The sequence below is a fragment of the Pseudomonas sp. GW822-FHT03F04 genome, assembly GCF_058801405.1.
In genome coordinates, this window is record NZ_JBXANF010000004.1 from 1 (window position 1) to 17,942 (window position 17,942).

Consider the following 17,942-nt stretch of genomic DNA (forward strand, 5'->3'; position numbering starts at 1 on the left):
ACGACTGGCTTGTGCACGCGCTGACCGGTTGGCTGACCGGATTGTGGGTCACGCGGGATGATCACGTCGTGGGTGAAAGCCTGAACCATAACCTGGTCTTCGTGGCCTTCCTGGTAGGTGTTGCCAACGGAGTCGGCGGTGAAGGCGCCGGCAGTGATCAGGCCTTGTTTTTCGCCGGTAACCGACATGTACGCTGGTGTTGCCATGGGAGGTGCTCCTTGCGGATAAAGTTAGGGTGCCCGGGAGGCGAAATCGCCCGGTGGGTGCCAAAGCTATATCAAGGACCGTGCCAGCTTTGCCAAAGTCTCCGTGATACGGGGGCAAAACTGCTGTTAAGTGCATGTTTCAAGATGTTTCATGCCAAATTAAGGCCAAAAGTGCGCAACTTCTTGCGCAGTACTGCGCAAGAAGTTGCGCACTCGGCTACAGGCGACGGTACTCGGGGGCTGTAGCGATATCGGGCGGCGATTTTGCGAATCAAGTGCGCAAGAAGTTGCGCACCATGGCACATGGCTACTATGTCGCCAGATCATCTAAAACCGAAATGGCCAATCCATCGCCCCTTTTTGCCATTGCGTCACTGGCACGCCGCCCTCCGATTGCTTGAAAGTCCCTATCCAGAGCCCACCCCGTTTAACACCGGTAGGCTTGAGCGCGGCAAACCGTCTTATAAATGAAACACCGCCCTCAGCTATACTCCCCCGCAATTTCGATCTGGCCCCGAGGACTGACTGTGAAGAACTGGACGTTGCGCCAACGCATTTTGGCGAGCTTTGCGGTGATTATCGCCATCATGTTGCTGATGGTGGTCGTCTCGTATTCTCGGCTGCTGAAGATCGAAGCCAGTGAAAACAGCGTCCGTGACGACGCGATTCCCGGCGTCTATTACAGCTCGATGATCCGCGGCGCGTGGGTCGACAGCTATCTGCAGACCCAGGAGTTGCTGGGGCTGAAAGAAGGGCAGGGCGTCAGCAGTGAAGACGCGGCGGACTACCAGTCCTTCGAGAAACGTCTCCAGGAGCAGATGGCCAACTACCGCAACACCGTGACCACCGACGAGGACCGGATCGAGTTCGCCGCGTTTGAAAAGGATCACGACAACTACATGAAGATCCAGGACGCCGTGCTGGATCTGCACAAGCGCAATCTGGAAGCCGATGCGGTCAAGCTGTTCAACGAGAAGCTGACCCCGGCCTGGGTCGGCGGGCGTATGAAGCTCAACGACATCATTGGCGAGAACAAGAAAGTCGCCGACCAGGCCATGGCCAACATCGACGACGCGGTGGCGGCAGCCAAGGTCAGCATGTTTGTCTCGCTGCTGGTGGCCGTGCTGGCTGCCGGTTTCTGCGGTCTGTTGCTGATGCGCGCGATCATGGCGCCGATGAACCGCATCGTGCAGATCCTCGAAGTCATGCGTACCGGCGACCTGAGCAGCCGCTTGAACCTTGAGCGCAAGGATGAGTTCGGCGCCGTGGAAACCGGCTTCAACGACATGATGACCGAGCTCACCTCGCTGGTGTCCCAGGCCCAGCGCTCGTCGGTGCAGGTCACCACGTCGGTGACCGAGATCGCCGCTACGTCCAAGCAACAACAGGCGACCGCCACCGAAACCGCCGCCACCACGACCGAAATCGGCGCGACGTCCCGCGAGATCGCGGCGACCTCCCGTGACCTCGTGCGCACCATGACCGAAGTGTCTACCGCCGCCGATCAGGCCTCGGTGCTGGCCGGTTCCGGGCAACAAGGCCTGGCGCGCATGGAAGACACCATGCACTCGGTGATGGGCGCGGCGGACCTGGTGAACGCCAAACTGGCGATCCTCAACGAGAAGGCCGGCAACATCAATCAGGTAGTTGTGACCATCGTCAAGGTCGCCGACCAGACCAACCTGTTGTCCCTGAACGCCGCGATCGAAGCGGAGAAGGCCGGTGAGTACGGTCGCGGTTTCGCCGTGGTCGCCACCGAAGTGCGGCGTCTGGCGGATCAGACGGCTGTCGCTACTTATGACATCGAACAGATGGTTCGCGAGATCCAGTCGGCGGTGTCGGCCGGGGTGATGGGCATGGACAAGTTCTCCGAGGAAGTGCGTCGCGGCATGTCCGAGGTCCAGCAGGTGGGCGAGCAGCTGTCGCAGATCATCCATCAGGTGCAGGCGCTGGCGCCGCGGGTGTTGATGGTCAACGAAGGCATGCAGGCCCAGGCCACCGGCGCCGAGCAGATCAACCATGCGCTGGTGCAACTGGGTGATGCCAGCAGCCAGACCGTCGAGTCGTTGCGTCAGGCCAGTTTCGCCATCGACGAACTGAGTCAGGTGGCCGTGGGCCTGCGCAGCGGCGTTTCGCGATTCAAAGTCTGATGAGCGAAATCACCGCCAAACGCAGCGCTGCCCCGGTGGCGAAGCAGGCGTTGTTCCTGCTGTTTCGCATCGGCAGCGAACGCTACGCCCTGCGTGCCACGGAAGTGGCGGAAGTGTTGCCGCGCCTGCCGTTGAAGCCGATTGCCCGGGCGCCGCACTGGGTGGCGGGGGTGTTCGCCTATCGCGGTTCGGTGGTGCCGGTAATCGACCTCAGCGCCCTGACGTTCGGTCACCCCGCCGAGGCGCGCACCAGCACACGGCTGGTGCTGGTGCATTACCGCGCGGATGACTCTCAGCCGTCGCAATGGCTTGGGCTGATCCTCGAGCAGGCCACCGACACCCTGCGTTGCAACCCGGATGATTTCCAGCCGTACGGCCTCGACAATCGTCAGGCGCCGTATTTGGGCCCGGTGCGTGAAGATGCTCGCGGACTGGTGCAATGGGTTCGGGTCAATGATCTGTTGGATGAGACGGTGCGCCCGTTGCTGTTCCCGACGCCGCCGTTGGACCCGGCGCGGCTTGAGGAGCAGCCATGAGCAGCGACCAGCGCTTCTTCGATTTCCTCAAGGAACGCATCGGTCTCGACGTTGCTTCGGTAGGGCCGGCGATCATCGAGCGGGCGGTGCGCCAGCGCATCATCCTGTCGCAGATGGTCACGGCCGATGAGTACTGGCAAGCGCTGCAAGGTTCGCGGGACGAACAGCAAGCGCTGATCGAGGCAGTGATCGTCCCCGAGACCTGGTTTTTCCGTTACCCGGAATCCTTCGCCACCTTGGGCAAACTGGCGCGCAAGCGCCTGGCCGAGCTGAACAACATGCGTGCGCTGCGCATTCTCAGCCTGCCGTGCTCCACTGGTGAAGAACCTTATTCAATTGCCATGGCGTTGCTCGATGCGGGCCTCAAGCCCCATCAGTTCAAGGTCGATGGCATGGATGTCAGCCCCTTGTCGGTGGACAAGGCGCAACGGGCGCTGTACGGCAAGAACTCGTTTCGCGGCCAGGAACTGGCGTTCCGCGAACGGCATTTCATGCCGGAGGACGAAGGCTATCGCCTGAATGAATACGTGCGCGAACAGGTGCGTTTACAGGTCGGCAATGTGCTGGATCCGACGCTGCTGGCCAGCGAGCCACCGTTTGATTTCGTGTTCTGTCGCAACCTGCTGATCTATTTCGATCAACCGACCCAGCAACAGGTGTTCGCCGTGCTTAAGCGCCTGACCCATGTGGATGGCGTGCTGTTTATCGGCCCGGCTGAGGGCAGCCTGCTCGGACGGCTGGGCATGCGCTCGATCGGGATTCCGCAGTCTTTCGCGTTCAGTCGCCACAGCGATCCACAACCCGAACCATTGCCAATGCCGGTCGCCATCCCGACACCGTTGCCCGTGCGCCAGCCGGTGCGCAGCGCGCCACCGCCGCCCGTGCGCAACCGGCCGTTTGCCGCTGTGACACCGTTGCCCGCCACCGTCAAAAGCCCGAATCCCGACGCCACGACCCTGCTGGCCAACATCGCCGCCCTGGCCAACGAAGGCAAAAGCGCCGAAGCCCGCGCTGCGTGCGAACAGTATTTGCGCAGCCATGAGCCGGTGGCCCAGGTGTTTTACTGGCTTGGCCTGCTCAGCGATGTTGCCGGCAGTGCTCTCGAAGCCCAGGGTTTTTACCGCAAGGCTTTGTACCTCGAGCCGCAACACGCCGAAGCCTTGATGCACTTGGCCGGGTTGCTGCAGGCCCAGGGCGACACGGCCGGTGCCCGACGATTGCAGGAGCGCGCCGCCCGCAGCGGCCGCACCGCCGACAGTGAGCGTAAACGATGATCCCGTCCGACACCTTGAACGTCACCCACGAAGACGCCCGGGCCATCGACGATTGCTGGAATCGCATCGGCATCCACGGCGACAAGTCCTGCCCGCTGCTGGAAGAACACATTCACTGCCGCAATTGCTCGGTGTATTCCGCCGCCGCCACGCGCCTGCTCGACCGCTATGCGCTGCAGCAGGACGAACGCGATCCGGTGGCGATCCAGGTTGAGACCGAGCTGAAAACCCGTTCGCTGCTGATGTTCCGCCTCGGCGAAGAATGGCTCGGCCTGGCCACCCGCAGTCTGGTGGAGGTCGCGCCGTTGCAGGCGATTCACTCTCTGCCGCATCAGCGCTCCCGGGCCTTGCTCGGCGTGGCGAACGTGCGCGGTGCGCTGGTGGCGTGCCTGTCGCTGGTCGAACTGCTCGACCTCGACAGCAACGCCGCCCCGGCGACGGGCGCACGGATCATGCCGCGCATGCTGATCATCGCGGCCCAGGGCGGGCCGGTGGTGGTGCCGGTGGACGAAGTCGACGGGATTCACGCCATCGACGAGCGAATCCTCGATGCCGCGTCGCGTTCCGGGGCGCAGGCCAGTGCGAAATACACCCGAGGCGTGCTGCCTTTCAAAGGTCGCAGCCTGCGTTGGCTGGATGAAGAACAGCTGCTGTCCGCCGTGACCCGGAGCCTCACATGACCCCCGAGCAAATGCGCGACGCCTCCCTGCTGGAGCTGTTCAGCCTCGAAGCCGAAGCCCAGACCCTGGTGCTCAGCGCCGGGCTGCTGGCGTTGGAACGCAACCCGACCCAGGCCGATCAGCTCGAGTCGTGCATGCGGGCGGCGCATTCGTTGAAAGGTGCGGCGCGGATTGTCGGCATCGACAGCGGCGTCAGCGTCGCCCACGTAATGGAAGATTGTCTGGTCAGTGCGCAGGAAGGGCGGCTGTTCCTGCGCCCGGAACACATCGACGCGTTGTTGCAGGGCACCGACTTGCTGATGCGCATTGCCACGCCGGCCAACGGCCCGCAACCGGCGGACATCGAGGCGTATGTGGCGTTGATGGGCAGTTTGCTCGATCCGGCTGCGCCGGCAGTGGTACCCGTCGCTCCGAGCGCGCCGCCGATGGCCGAGTTGCAGCTTCAGCCACCTCCAGTAGTTGAGCCGACGCCGGTTGAAATCCCCGTCGAAACTGCCGAGCCAGAACCCGCACCGCGCAAGAGCAAGCGCACCACCGAGGGTGGCGAGCGGGTTCTGCGGGTTACTGCCGAGCGCCTGAACAGCCTGCTCGATCTGTCGAGCAAATCCCTGGTGGAAACCCAGCGTCTCAAACCGCATCTGGCCACGATGCAGCGCCTCAAGCGCATGCAGAACAACGGTCTGCGGGCGCTGGAAAGTCTCAATGTGCATCTCAAGGAGCATGCCCTGAGCCTTGAGGCCCAGGAAGCGCTGGAAGATGCGCGGCGTTTGCTCGCCGAATCCCAGCAGTTGCTGGCAGAAAAAAACGCCGAGCTCGACGAGTTTGCCTGGCAAGCGAGCCAGCGCGCGCAAGTGCTCTACGACACCGCGCTGGCTTGCCGCATGCGGCCGTTCGCCGATGTGCTGTCCGGTCAGGTGCGGATGGTGCGCGACCTCGGTCGCAGTCTCGGCAAACAGGTACGACTGGAGATTGAAGGCGAGAAAACCCAGGTCGACCGCGATGTGTTGGAAAAGCTCGAAGCACCGCTGACGCACCTGCTGCGCAACGCGGTCGATCACGGCATCGAAACGCCGGAAGAGCGCCTGCTCAAAGGCAAGCCCGAAGAAGGGCTGATCCGCCTGCGCGCCTCACACCAGGCCGGGCTGCTGGTGCTGGAACTGAGCGACGACGGCAACGGCGTGGATCTGGAAAAGGTCCGCCGCAGCATCGTCGAACGTCAGTTGTCACCCGCCGAAACCGCCGCCCAGTTGAGCGAAGAAGAACTGCTGACGTTCCTGTTCCTGCCGGGTTTCAGCCTGCGCGACAAGGTCACCGAAGTGTCCGGCCGTGGCGTCGGCCTCGATGCCGTTCAGCACATGGTCCGCCAGTTGCGCGGCGCGGTGGTGCTGGAGCAGACGGCAGGCGAGGGCAGCCGCTTCCATCTCGAAGTGCCGCTGACCCTGTCGGTGGTGCGCAGTCTGGTGGTGGAGGTCGGCGATGAGGCCTACGCCTTCCCGCTGGCCCACATCGAGCGCATGTGCGACCTGGCACCGGACGACATCGTGCAGGTCGAAGGGCGCCAGCATTTCTGGCACGAGGGCCGCCATGTCGGGCTCGTCGCGGCCAGTCAGTTATTGCAGCGTCCGGCCAGCCAGAACAGCGGCGATACCCTGAAAGTCGTGGTGATCCGCGAGCGCGACGCGATCTATGGCGTGGCGGTCGAGCGTTTCATCGGCGAGCGCACGCTGGTGGTGCTGCCGCTGGACGAGCGACTGGGCAAGGTGCAGGACATTTCCGCCGGCGCTCTGCTCGACGATGGCTCGGTGGTGCTGATCGTCGATGTCGAAGACATGCTGCGTTCGGTGGACAAACTGCTCAACACCGGGCGTCTGGAGCGCATTGCCCGCCACGGCCATCAGGCCGCAGAAGCGGCGCGCAAACGGATTCTGGTGGTCGACGATTCGCTGACCGTGCGCGAGTTGCAACGCAAGCTGTTGCTCAATCGCGGCTATGACGTGGCCGTTGCGGTGGACGGCATGGACGGCTGGAACGCCCTGCGCTCCGAGGACTTCGACCTGCTGATCACCGACATCGACATGCCGCGCATGGACGGCATCGAACTGGTCTCGCTGTTGCGCCGCGACAACCGTCTGCAATCGCTGCCGGTGATGGTGGTGTCCTACAAGGATCGCGAGGAAGACCGGCGCCGTGGACTGGACGCCGGAGCCGACTATTATTTAGCCAAGGCCAGTTTTCATGACGACGCCCTGCTCGACGCGGTGGTTGAGCTCATCGGAGGAGCGCGGGCATGAAAATCGCAATCGTCAACGACATGCCTTTGGCGGTGGAGGCCCTGCGCCGGGCGCTGGCCTTCGAGCCGGCGCATCAGGTGGTGTGGGTCGCCAGCAATGGCGCCGAAGCGGTGCGCCTGTGCGCGGAAAACACCCCGGACCTGATCCTGATGGATCTGATCATGCCGGTGATGGATGACGTCGAAGCCACCCGGCGAATCATGGCCGAGAGCCCGTGCGCGATTGTCATCGTTACCGTTGACCGCCAGCAGAACGTGCACCGGGTGTTCGAAGCCATGGGCCACGGCGCGCTGGACGTGGTCGACACGCCGGCCCTTGGCGCCGGCAACGCCCAGCAGGCAGCGGCGCCGCTGTTGCGCAAGATTCTGAATATCGGCTGGCTGATCGGCGAGAAAACCGCTCGCGCCCGCCCGGCCCAGACGACGCCGCGCAATTCCGGGTCGTGCCAGCGGCTGGTGGCGATCGGTTCGTCAGCCGGTGGACCGGCGGCGCTGGAGGTTTTGCTCAAAGGCCTGCCGCGCAACTTTTCCGCGGCCATCGTGCTGGTGCAGCATGTCGATCAGGTGTTCGCCGCCGGCATGGCCGAATGGCTGGCCAGCGCCAGCGGCCTGGACGTGCGCCTGGCCCGGGAAGGCGAGCCGCCGCAGGCCGGCGCGGTGTTGCTGGCCGGCACCAATCATCACATCCGATTACTCAAGAACGGCACGCTGGCCTACACCGCCGAGCCGGTCAACGAAATCTACCGCCCCTCGATCGACGTGTTTTTCGAAAGCGTCGCCAACTACTGGAACGGTGACGCCGTAGGGGTTTTATTGACCGGGATGGGACGCGACGGGGCTCAAGGGCTTAAGCTCATGCGCCAACAGGGTTACCTGACCATCGCGCAGGATCAGCAAAGCAGTGCGGTGTACGGCATGCCCAAGGCCGCCGCGGCCATTGATGCAGCCGTAGAAATCCGTCCACTGGAAAAGATAGCGCCACGATTGCTGGAGATTTTCCCCAAATGAACACGTCCATCCGCAATCCTGGCCCCCGCAGCACTCAGGTGACCGCCCATGAATGACTTACAGATCGATGACATCAAAACCGACGAGAACGCCGCCATGGTGTTGTTGGTGGACGATCAGGCGATGATCGGCGAAGCCGTGCGCCGTGGGCTGTCGAATGAAGAGAACATCGACTTCCACTTCTGCTCCGACCCGCATCAGGCCGTGGCTCACGCGGTGCGGATCAAACCGACGGTGATCCTGCAGGATCTGGTGATGCCCGGCCTCGATGGCCTGAGCCTGGTGCGCGAATACCGCAATCACCCGGCGACCAAGGACATTCCGATCATCGTCCTGTCGACCAAGGAAGACCCGCTGATCAAGAGTGCGGCGTTTTCGGCCGGGGCCAACGATTACCTGGTGAAGCTGCCGGACAACATCGAACTGGTGGCGCGCATCCGTTATCACTCGCGCTCCTACATGACCCTGCTGCAACGGGACGCGGCCTATCGCGCGTTGCGGGTCAGCCAGCAGCAATTGCTCGACACCAACCTCGTCTTGCAGCGGCTGATGAACTCCGACGGCCTGACCGGGCTGTCCAACCGCCGGCACTTCGACGAATACCTGGAGCTGGAATGGCGCCGTTCGCTGCGTGACCAGAGTCAGTTGTCGCTGCTGATGATCGACGTCGACTACTTCAAGTCCTACAACGACACATTCGGCCACGTCGAAGGCGACGAAGCCCTGCGCAAGGTCGCCACGGCGATCCGCGAGGCCAGCGCCCGGCCGTCCGACCTGCCGGCGCGTTATGGCGGCGAAGAGTTTGCGCTGGTGCTGCCCAACACCTCGCCGGGCGGGGCGCGACTGGTGGCGGAGAAGCTGCGCCAGACCGTGGCGGCACTGAAGATTCCGCACAATGCCCCGAGCGAAGGTTCGAGCCTGACCATCAGCATCGGCCTGGCGACGATGGTGCCGGAGGCGGGCAGCGACTGCCGGTTGCTGATCTCGGCGGCGGACCGCGGTTTGTATCTGGCGAAGAACAATGGGCGCAATCAGGTGAGGATCGAATGAACCATCGGGTTCATTCGCCTCAAGAGCCGCCAGACGGGCTGCCGTGACAGCTTGATTACGTTATACTCGCCGGCTTTCAAAAGTTCGCCAACGAGTGCTGCCCGTCATGGAAATCAACCCGATCCTGAACACCATCAAGGACCTGTCCGAGCGCTCCGAAACTATTCGGGGGTATCTTTGACTACGATCAAAAGCATGAGCGTCTGATCGAAGTCAATCGCGAGCTTGAAGATCCTGCAGTCTGGAACAAACCTGAATACGCCCAGGAACTGGGCCGCGAGCGCGCTGCGCTGGCGCAGATCGTCGACACCCTCGACGAACTGAACGGTGGCCTGGCCGATTGCCGCGAGCTGCTGGACATGGCCGTTGAAGAGAACGACGAGGGTGCGGTCAACGACGTCGTCGAAGTCCTTCAAGGTCTGGAAGAGTCCCTGTCCAAGCTCGAATTCCGCCGTATGTTCAGCCACGAGATGGACCCGAACAACGCCTACCTGGACATCCAGGCCGGTTCCGGCGGCACCGAAGCCCAGGACTGGGCCAACATCCTGCTGCGCATGTACCTGCGCTGGGCCGACAAACGCGGTTTCGACGCGACCATCATGGAGCTGTCGGCCGGTGAAGTCGCCGGGATCAAGGGCGCCACCGTGCACATCAAGGGCGAATACGCCTTTGGCTGGCTGCGGACCGAGATCGGCGTGCACCGTCTGGTGCGCAAGAGCCCGTTCGACTCCGGCAACCGTCGCCACACCTCGTTCTCCGCGGTGTTCGTCTCGCCAGAGATCGACGACAAGGTGGAAATCGAAATCAACCCGGCAGACCTGCGGATCGACACCTATCGTTCCTCCGGTGCCGGTGGTCAGCACGTAAACACCACCGACTCGGCCGTACGTATCACCCACGTACCGACCAACACCGTGGTCAGCTGCCAGAACGAACGTTCCCAGCACGCGAACAAGGACACCGCCATGAAAATGCTGCGGGCCAAGTTGTACGAGCAGGAAATGCAGAAGCGCAACGCGGCGTCCCAGGCGCTGGAAGACACCAAGTCGGATATCGGCTGGGGTCACCAGATCCGTTCGTACGTGCTCGATGCGTCGCGGATCAAGGATCTGCGCACCAACATCGAACGCAGCGATTGCGACAAGGTGCTCGACGGCGACATCGACGAATACCTGGAAGCCAGCCTGAAATCGGGGCTGTAAGCTTTCACCCGACCTCAAGTCCCCCGCCATCGGCGGGGGCAACGAACCTGTGATGGAATATTTAAAGACATGAGCGACCAACAACTCGATCCGCAAGCCCTGCAACAGGAAGAAAACTCCCTGATCGCCCTGCGCAAGGAAAAGCTTGCTGCCGAGCGCGCCAAGGGCAATGCCTTCCCGAACGACTTCCGCCGCGAAAACTACTGCGAAGCACTGCAGAAACAGTACGCGGACAAGACCAAGGAAGAGCTGGCAGAGGCTGCGATCCCGGTCAAGGTTGCGGGTCGCATCATGCTCAACCGTGGCTCGTTCATGGTGATCCAGGACATGACCGGTCGCATCCAGGTCTACGTCAACCGCAAGACCCTGTCCGAAGACACCCTGGCCGCGGTGAAAACCTGGGACATGGGCGACATCATCGCCGCCGAAGGCACCCTGGCCCGTTCCGGCAAGGGCGACCTGTACGTCGAGATGACCAGCGTGCGCCTGCTGACCAAATCCCTGCGCCCGCTGCCGGACAAGCACCACGGCCTGACCGACACCGAACAGCGCTACCGTCAGCGCTACGTTGACCTGATCGTCAACGAAGACGTGCGTCAGACCTTCCGCGTGCGTTCGCAAGTGATTGCGCACATCCGCAGCTTCCTGATGAAGCGCGACTTCCTCGAAGTCGAAACGCCGATGCTGCAGACCATTCCTGGCGGCGCTGCGGCCAAGCCGTTCGAAACCCACCACAACGCGCTGGACATGGAAATGTTCCTGCGTATCGCGCCAGAGCTGTACCTCAAGCGTCTGGTGGTTGGTGGCTTCGAGAAAGTGTTCGAGATCAACCGCAACTTCCGTAACGAAGGCGTTTCGACTCGTCACAACCCTGAATTCACCATGTTGGAGTTCTACCAGGCTTACGCCGACTACGAAGACAACATGGACCTGACCGAAGAACTGTTCCGTGAACTGGCGCAGCTGGTTCTGGGCAGCACCGACGTGCCGTACGGCGACAAGGTGTTCCACTTCGGCGAGCCGTTCGTGCGCCTGTCGGTGTTCGATTCGATCCTCAAGTACAACCCTGAGCTGACCGCCGATGACCTGAACGACATCGACAAGGCTCGCGCCATTGCCAAGAAGGCCGGTGCCAAGGTGCTGGGCTTCGAAGGTCTGGGCAAGCTGCAGGTGATGATTTTCGAAGAACTGGTCGAGCACAAGCTGGAGCAGCCGCACTTCATCACTCAGTACCCGTTCGAAGTGTCGCCGCTGGCCCGTCGCAACGATGACAACCCGAACGTCACCGACCGCTTCGAGCTGTTCATCGGCGGCCGTGAAATCGCCAACGCCTACTCCGAGTTGAACGACGCGGAAGACCAGGCCGAACGCTTCATGGCGCAGGTGGCCGACAAGGACGCCGGCGACGACGAAGCCATGCACTACGACGCCGACTTCGTTCGCGCGCTGGAGTACGGCATGCCGCCAACGGCCGGTGAAGGTATCGGTATCGACCGTCTGGTGATGTTGCTGACCAACTCGCCGTCGATCCGCGACGTGATCCTGTTCCCGCACATGCGGCCACAAGCGTAAGTGTTTCAATAAAAAAGCCGCCTGAAATGGGCGGCTTTTTATTGCCTGTCTGGTACAAACGTATCAAATGGTTAATTTTGAAGAAAACAACAGAGGTATGCCTGTCGTGATCGGTGCAATGGCTCAAGAGGGTGCAGCGGGAATCGCCACTGCGGTCGCTGAAAGTGTTCAGTACCAGGGCCGCAAGGCCAGCCGACAGGGCAGCGAGCAGCGTCGGCAGGACATTCTCGATGCGGCGATGCGCATTGTCGTGCGCGACGGCGTGCGTGCCGTGCGCCACCGTGCGGTGGCGGCCGAAGCCGGTGTGCCGTTGTCGGCGACCACCTATTACTTCAAGGATATCGATGACCTGCTCACCGATACCTTCGCCCAATACGTTGAACGCAGCGCGGCCTACATGGCCAAGTTGTGGATCAACAACGAAGGTCTGCTGCGCGAAATGGTGGTCAGCGGCGACGGCAGCCCGGAGTCGCGCTCGCAGCTGGCGGACGATATCGCCCGGTTGATGGCTGACTACGTGCACCGGCAACTGGTCAATCGCCGCGAGCACTTGATGGCCGAACAGGCTTTTCGTCAGGAAGCGCTGCTCAACCCGCGTCTGGCGGTATTGGTGCGCTCCCACCAGCAGATTCTGTTGCAGGGCACCTGCCAGTTGTTCCAGGTGCTGGGCTCACGCGAGCCGCAGCAGGATGCCAAGGTGTTGACGGCGATTATCGGACGGATGGAATATCAGGGCCTGCTCAACGACGCCGAGCCTTTGGCCGAAGAGGACATGCTCGGCATTCTGACCCGCTATATGCATCTGGTGCTGGCGTCGATGTAACGCTCCCACAGGTCCGGTGGCGAGTTCGGTTCATAGGGAGTGTTGAATGAAAGCCTGGCGTGGCGCGTTGATCGCGCTGTCGTTCCTGCTGCTCAGCGGTTGTCTGGTGACCTTCAAGGAGCCGCTGCCCGCCAGTGAGCCGGCGCCCAAGGGCCTGCTCGGCCAATGGTCGAGCACCAACGCCTGGGGCGAACCGATGAACCTGGAACTGACGCGCCTGGGCAACGACCGCTATCAGGCGGTCGCGTACTTCAAGGCCAGACCCCGCGAGCGCGAAGCCTATCCATTCACCGTGTCACGCCATGGCAACCGCTGGTATCTGTCGGCGAAGGTGCCGGCGCAGTATGGCGGGCACTTCACCATCGCCGGTTTCGAGATTACCGATAAGCACGAACTGGTGATCTACAACCTCGATCTCGAACAGATCAACCAGGCCATCGCGCAGAAAAGCCTCGACGGCCAGGGCTTCCAGACCGATGACGGCGAGGGCGTGCAAGTCGACAGCGCTCTCGAAAAGGTCTTTGCTTACCTCGACGACCCGGCCAATTCCGACGTTTTCGTCGAAGCGGCGCGCTACCAGCATCAGGCCAAGGCCAAATAATTCAGTTCGTCACGTTTTCTACAGGAGTTTCGGGTGGACGATTACCAGCAGACGATACGCACGCTGTCCGATCGCATTGTGCTGGCGCAGACGCCGATTCGCGTCCTTGACGCAGTCAAGTGGGACGAGAACATCCGCAAGGGTTTTCTCAAGGCCAAGGGCAAGGAATTGCCGGCGGTGGATCGCGACTACTACCTCAACCGGCCGCTGTCTTTCGATTCGAGCAAGGTGAAGCTGGAATTCCAGAACATCGAGCGCGACATCACCCGCCAGCTCGGCCAGTTCAACCCGGTCGGCCAGATCATGCGTCGCATGTGCAAGGAATACCGGATGGTGGTGCGCATGCTCGAAGCGCGTGGCACCGAGGATTTCGGCCTGATTTCCCAGGAACTGTACGGCGCTGCGTCCGATGCGTTCCACGCCGGTGACCCGACCCTGGCCGACCTTGGCCTGATGATGTCGGACTACCTGAACAACATCGACGGCCGTGGCGACCTGAAGGACGAACCGAAGATCCTCACCGCCAAGGATGCCGTGCACCTGCTGCAAACCCGCCTGAACAAGGTGTTCGGCGAGGCCGAGGAAACCATCCGCGTGTTCGAGTCCGACGGGATCGTCGCCGACGCGGCGGCGGGCGCCGACTACATCAAGATCCGCACCGACGCGATGTTCAACGACCGCGATGTGCGCGCGCTGGAAGTCCACGAAGGCCTGGTGCACGTCGGCACCACGCTCAACGGTCTGAACCAGCCGATCTGCACCTTCCTGTCCAAGGGCCCGCCCTCGTCGACCGTGACTCAGGAAGGCCTGGCGATCCTGATGGAAATCATCACCTTCGCCTCCTACCCGAGCCGCTTGCGCAAACTGACCAACCGCACCCGCGCCATTCATATGGTCGAGGAGGGTGCTGACTTCCTGCAGATCTTCGAGTTCTTCCGCGAGCAGGGCTTTGAAATGGCCGAAAGCTATGGCAATGCCAGTCGGGTTTTCCGGGGATCGACGCCGACCGGTCTGCCATTCACCAAAGACTTGTCCTACCTCAAGGGCTTCATCATGGTTTACAACTACATTCAGTTGGCCGTGCGCAAGGGCAAGCTTGAGCAGATCCCGCTGTTGTTCTGCGGCAAGACAACCCTTGAGGACATGCGAACCCTGCGTCAGCTGGTGGACGAAGGCCTGGTGGTACCGCCGAAGTATCTGCCGGACCAGTTCCGCGACATGAACGCGTTGTCGGCGTGGATGTGCTTCTCCAACTTCCTCAATCACTTGAGCCTGGACCGGATCGAGGCCGATTACTCGAACATCCTGTAGCCCCCTTGAACGTTCCCACGCGGTGCGTGGGAACCCGAATTTCGCGAGGTTTCAACGGATGAGAATCCTCGGCATCTTCTGCCTGCTCCTGACCCTCGGCGGTTGCAGCTCTTTGCTGTTCTACCCCGAGCCGGGTCAGATCTTCACGCCGGAAAAGGCCAAACTCGAATACCGCACCGTCACCCTGACCACCGCCGACGGCCTCAAGCTGAACGCCTGGTGGCTGCCGGCCAAACCCGGTGTCGAGGTCAAGGGCACGGTGCTGCACCTGCACGGCAACGGCGGCAACCTGCCGATGCACCTGGGTGGGAGCTGGTGGTTGCCGAAAAACGGCTATCAAGTGTTGCTGGTGGACTATCGCGGTTACGGCTTGTCCGAGGGCGAGCCGAGCCTGCCGGCGATCTATCAGGACATCGACGCCGCGTTCTCCTGGCTGGACAAGGCGCCGGAAGTCAGAGGCAAACCGCTGGTGTTGCTGGGCCAGAGCCTCGGCGGCTCGATGGCCGTGCATTGGCTGGTACAACATCCGGAAAGACAAAAACAGCTCAAGGCGCTGGTGCTCGACGGCGTGCCCGCCAGTTACCGCAGCGTCGGCCAATACGCCCTCAGCACCTCATGGATGACCTGGCCATTTCAGGTGCCGCTGTCGTGGCTGGTGCCGGACGGTGACAGCGCGATCAATGCGATGCCGCAACTTAACGGTGTGCCGAAACTGATCTTCCACAGCCTCGACGATCCGCTGGTGCCCCTTTCCAACGGCATCCGTCTGTATCAAGCTGCGCCGCCACCGCGCGTGCTGCAACTGACCCGCGGTGGCCATGTGCAGACCTTCGGCGACCCGGTGTGGCGCCAGGTGATGCTGCGCTACCTCGACGATCCCGAGCACTTCAACGGCCTGCGCCGCCTCGGCGAGATCCCGAATTATCCGCCTCCCCAGAATTCTGAAGCTGAACCACCAGAGAGTCCGCAATGAGTGAAGAACGTAACGCCATCCCGCTGATCATCACCGGTATCTGCAGCATCCTCGGCACTGTCGGTGCCCTGTGGTACTACGGCTACCTGCACTTCGCCAAACCCGAGGATGCGTTGCTGCTCAACGAATTCACCATGCTCAAGACCATTCCCGGCGAAGACTACAAAGTCTCTCTGGACCCGGCGCCGCAAGTGGCGCAATGCATCGATGGCGTGCTGGTGCTGTTCGACACCGAACAGAAAGGCCTGACCGGGGTGTTGATCAACGGCCAGAAAAAGGCTGTGCGCTGCATGGGCCAGGAGACCCCGCAGAAGCTGGAAGAGTAAGCCTGCGGCAAACAAAAGCCCCGCCTGATCAACTCAGACGGGGCTTTTTCGTTACCGCGTGACGCTTAGTTCGAGCTGACAGCCGAACGCGGAATTACCGGCTGGTTATCGTTGGAAATGGTCACTTCCACCCGACGGTTCATCGCACGGCCCGAGACGCTGCCGTTATCCGCCACCGGGTATTCCTTGCCATAACCCTGCACCACGATACGCGACGGATCGACGCCCATTTTGATCAGCGCCACCTGCACCGAAGTCGCACGACGCTCGGACAGCGACTGGTTGTAGTTCGTCGCGCCGGTGCTGTCGGTGTAGCCCTCGACAATCACTTTGCGATCAGGGTTTTCCTGAAGGAATTGCGCCAGTTTGTTGATGTTCACCAGGCCGCTGGATTTCAGGTCAGCCTTGTTGGTGGCGAACAGCACGTCACCGAAGGTCACCAGCGTACCGCGATCGGTCTGCTTGGCGTTGAGGCTGTCCTGCAACTGCTTGATCTGTTGATCGCGGGCATCCAGACGTGCCTGGGCACGTTGGGCGGAGGCGTTCTTCAGGTTGTTTTCAGCGGTGCGCAGGGCGATGGTCTGCTTGGCCACTTCCACGCGCTGGTTGGTCAGGTAGGCCAGTTGGTCAACCTTGGACGCGTTTTCCTTGTCCAGATAGGCCTTGTCAGCCTTGTCCAGGTAATCGCTGGCGTCCTTGGTTTCCAGTGCGGCCACTTTGCTCGCCTGCGGGTTGGCCTGCAGACCGGCGTAGTTGGTGCGCGCCTGTTCCAGGTTCGGGTTCGGCGGCGTCGAGCAGGCAGCCAGGGCAACACTTGCGGCCAGCAGAGCGGGGATCATCAGTTGTTTACGCATAATCGTTCGTCCTTTCTATCGGTAAGAGATTCAGCCTTGCAGTCGGGATGCGCGCTTATTGCACGGTGCGCTGACTTTCCTGACGCAGTTCCTGAACACCTTTCTGGGCATCCTTCACAGCCAGTTCAGCCTTGGCCGCCTGAGCCTTGCGTTCTGCTACGCGAGCGTCCCACTCGGCCTGCTCGGACAGTGTGCGAGCCTCGTCATACTTCTTGTCGTGCATGGCGATTTCGGCTTGTTTGAGCTTGTCCTGTGCCTGCTTCATTTCCACGGCGGCGAATTCGGTACCGCCGGCGCTGACCGCGCTGTTGACCGCCGATTGGGTGACGGCGTACTGCTCGGTCGGTGGATTGCCGGCGCAACCGGCCAGCACGAAGCTGGTGCCGATGGCGAGAGCGGCCAGTTTCAGACCGCGCAGGTGGGAGAACGAGGTTTGGGTCTTCATGGTCTTCAACTCCATTGGTTAACTCCTTGAAAGCTTCGAAATCCATCCTGGTAGCGGAGCCGCAACCGTCATGTGCAAGTGCGTTTTGAAACGCTCGTTCCAGGCGTGGTTACCTGTTCCGACCGAAGGCTTTTTTTAAAAGTTCAGAAAAGATGGCTCATCGCCAAAAAATATTCTGACCGAATGGACAGGGCTCTAAACCGGGAACTTTGGACGCGCGCAGCGGTATCCCCGAGCCATTTCAGGCTCGGGGACAGGGCTGTTCAAGGGAGAAAAGAGGCAGGAGGAATCAGTGTTTCTGCTTACCGACGGCGGCCGATAAATCGTGCAGATGACGCCGCGACAACGCGAGAAAACGCGGCGTCGGGCCGACGTCTTCATACAGCGGATCACCTTCCTCATCGGTCGCGACCACGGTCGAACCTTTGACATACGGCAGGCTCGCTTCGAACTCTTCGAGGGCGGCGCCGATCAGCTCGCCGAGCAGTTCTTCGGCGTGGCGTTTGGGGTACATCTCGGCAATCGCGGCCAGCCGTGCGGCCGCTTCCACATCCAGATGAATCGTGTAGCCGGTCTCGGTCAGACGACCCTTGGCGGTTTCTTCCCAATGCTGGGCGAGTTCACGGATTTTCATAATGACC

General features: G+C 61.7%; 18 protein-coding genes. 14 read left to right on the forward strand and 4 right to left on the reverse strand.

Going from position 1 to position 17,942, the window contains the following annotated elements; genetic code table 11:
* On the reverse strand, positions 1-206 hold a 206-nt coding region (gene tssD, locus AC1RMX_RS09550), incomplete at its 3' end, for a type VI secretion system tube protein TssD (protein ID WP_130000166.1).
* Positions 207-733: 527 nt separating this feature from the next.
* On the opposite strand from tssD, the gene AC1RMX_RS09555 reads away from it, so the two are divergent.
* The 14 genes from AC1RMX_RS09555 to AC1RMX_RS09620 all read left to right on the forward strand — a co-directional run bounded on the left by AC1RMX_RS09555 (position 734) and on the right by AC1RMX_RS09620 (position 16,002).
* The gene (locus AC1RMX_RS09555; RefSeq protein ID WP_096819669.1) at positions 734-2,356 is read left to right on the forward strand and encodes a methyl-accepting chemotaxis protein; all 1,623 of its coding nucleotides are present in this window, start codon (positions 734-736) and stop codon (positions 2,354-2,356) included.
* Complete coding sequence (locus AC1RMX_RS09560) at positions 2,356-2,892, forward strand: chemotaxis protein CheW (protein ID WP_096819668.1); 537 nt, start codon at positions 2,356-2,358, stop codon at positions 2,890-2,892. Before AC1RMX_RS09555 ends, AC1RMX_RS09560 begins: the two co-directional genes overlap by 1 nt.
* Entirely contained in the window at positions 2,889-4,166 is a 1,278-nt protein-coding gene (locus AC1RMX_RS09565; protein ID WP_192559886.1) for a CheR family methyltransferase, read from the forward strand. Before AC1RMX_RS09560 ends, AC1RMX_RS09565 begins: the two co-directional genes overlap by 4 nt.
* Positions 4,163-4,846, forward strand: a complete 684-nt coding sequence (locus tag AC1RMX_RS09570) for a chemotaxis protein CheW (RefSeq protein ID WP_096819677.1) — start codon at positions 4,163-4,165, stop codon at positions 4,844-4,846. Before AC1RMX_RS09565 ends, AC1RMX_RS09570 begins: the two co-directional genes overlap by 4 nt.
* On the forward strand, positions 4,843-7,137 hold the full coding sequence (locus AC1RMX_RS09575; RefSeq protein WP_493071637.1) for a hybrid sensor histidine kinase/response regulator: 2,295 nt from the start codon (positions 4,843-4,845) through the stop codon (positions 7,135-7,137). The genes AC1RMX_RS09570 and AC1RMX_RS09575 overlap by 4 nt, the downstream gene beginning before the upstream one ends.
* Positions 7,134-8,144: a chemotaxis response regulator protein-glutamate methylesterase gene (locus tag AC1RMX_RS09580; RefSeq protein WP_493071639.1), complete on the forward strand. Its 1,011-nt coding sequence runs from the start codon at positions 7,134-7,136 to the stop codon at positions 8,142-8,144. The genes AC1RMX_RS09575 and AC1RMX_RS09580 overlap by 4 nt, the downstream gene beginning before the upstream one ends.
* Positions 8,145-8,192: 48 nt before the next feature.
* Positions 8,193-9,194, forward strand: coding sequence for a diguanylate cyclase domain-containing protein (locus AC1RMX_RS09585; RefSeq protein WP_493071641.1), 1,002 nt, complete (start codon positions 8,193-8,195; stop codon positions 9,192-9,194).
* A 106-nt stretch (positions 9,195-9,300) separates the two neighbouring features.
* Positions 9,301-10,396 (forward strand): peptide chain release factor 2 gene (gene prfB, locus AC1RMX_RS09590; protein ID WP_102621447.1). Its coding sequence is split into 2 segments (ribosomal slippage): positions 9,301-9,372 and positions 9,374-10,396, totalling 1,095 coding nucleotides; the frame shifts between segments, so codons are not numbered across the junction.
* A gap of 69 nt (positions 10,397-10,465) precedes the next feature.
* The gene (gene lysS / locus AC1RMX_RS09595; RefSeq protein WP_096819662.1) at positions 10,466-11,968 is read left to right on the forward strand and encodes a lysine--tRNA ligase; all 1,503 of its coding nucleotides are present in this window, start codon (positions 10,466-10,468) and stop codon (positions 11,966-11,968) included.
* 118 nt (positions 11,969-12,086) lie between these two features.
* Positions 12,087-12,791 carry a TetR/AcrR family transcriptional regulator gene (locus tag AC1RMX_RS09600; RefSeq protein WP_096819676.1) on the forward strand — a complete coding sequence of 235 codons (705 nt, stop codon included), beginning with the start codon at positions 12,087-12,089 and terminating at the stop codon, positions 12,789-12,791.
* Positions 12,792-12,837: 46 nt separating this feature from the next.
* Positions 12,838-13,392 carry a hypothetical protein gene (locus AC1RMX_RS09605; RefSeq protein WP_096819661.1) on the forward strand — a complete coding sequence of 185 codons (555 nt, stop codon included), beginning with the start codon at positions 12,838-12,840 and terminating at the stop codon, positions 13,390-13,392.
* Between the two features lie 33 nt (positions 13,393-13,425).
* A complete protein-coding gene (locus tag AC1RMX_RS09610; RefSeq protein WP_102621445.1) occupies positions 13,426-14,703 on the forward strand; it encodes a flavohemoglobin expression-modulating QEGLA motif protein in 1,278 nt (425 codons plus the stop codon).
* 58 nt (positions 14,704-14,761) lie between these two features.
* Positions 14,762-15,676 (forward strand): alpha/beta hydrolase, encoded by a 915-nt coding sequence (locus tag AC1RMX_RS09615; protein WP_493071644.1) that lies wholly within the window; start codon positions 14,762-14,764, stop codon positions 15,674-15,676.
* The gene (locus tag AC1RMX_RS09620) at positions 15,673-16,002 is read left to right on the forward strand and encodes a PA3694 family proteiin (RefSeq protein WP_096819658.1); all 330 of its coding nucleotides are present in this window, start codon (positions 15,673-15,675) and stop codon (positions 16,000-16,002) included. Before AC1RMX_RS09615 ends, AC1RMX_RS09620 begins: the two co-directional genes overlap by 4 nt.
* A gap of 65 nt (positions 16,003-16,067) precedes the next feature.
* Here the strand turns inward: AC1RMX_RS09620 and lptF are convergent, their stop codons facing one another.
* The 3 genes from lptF to AC1RMX_RS09635 form a co-directional block, all read right to left on the reverse strand.
* Positions 16,068-16,856 (reverse strand): lipotoxin F family OmpA-related lipoprotein LptF, encoded by a 789-nt coding sequence (lptF, locus tag AC1RMX_RS09625; protein ID WP_493071646.1) that lies wholly within the window; start codon positions 16,854-16,856, stop codon positions 16,068-16,070.
* 55 nt (positions 16,857-16,911) lie between these two features.
* Positions 16,912-17,316: a DUF4398 domain-containing protein gene (locus AC1RMX_RS09630; protein WP_102621443.1), complete on the reverse strand. Its 405-nt coding sequence runs from the start codon at positions 17,314-17,316 to the stop codon at positions 16,912-16,914.
* Between the two features lie 274 nt (positions 17,317-17,590).
* Positions 17,591-17,935, reverse strand: a complete 345-nt coding sequence (locus AC1RMX_RS09635) for a pilin assembly protein (RefSeq protein WP_096819655.1) — start codon at positions 17,933-17,935, stop codon at positions 17,591-17,593.
* Between the last annotated feature and the right edge of the window lie 7 nt (positions 17,936-17,942).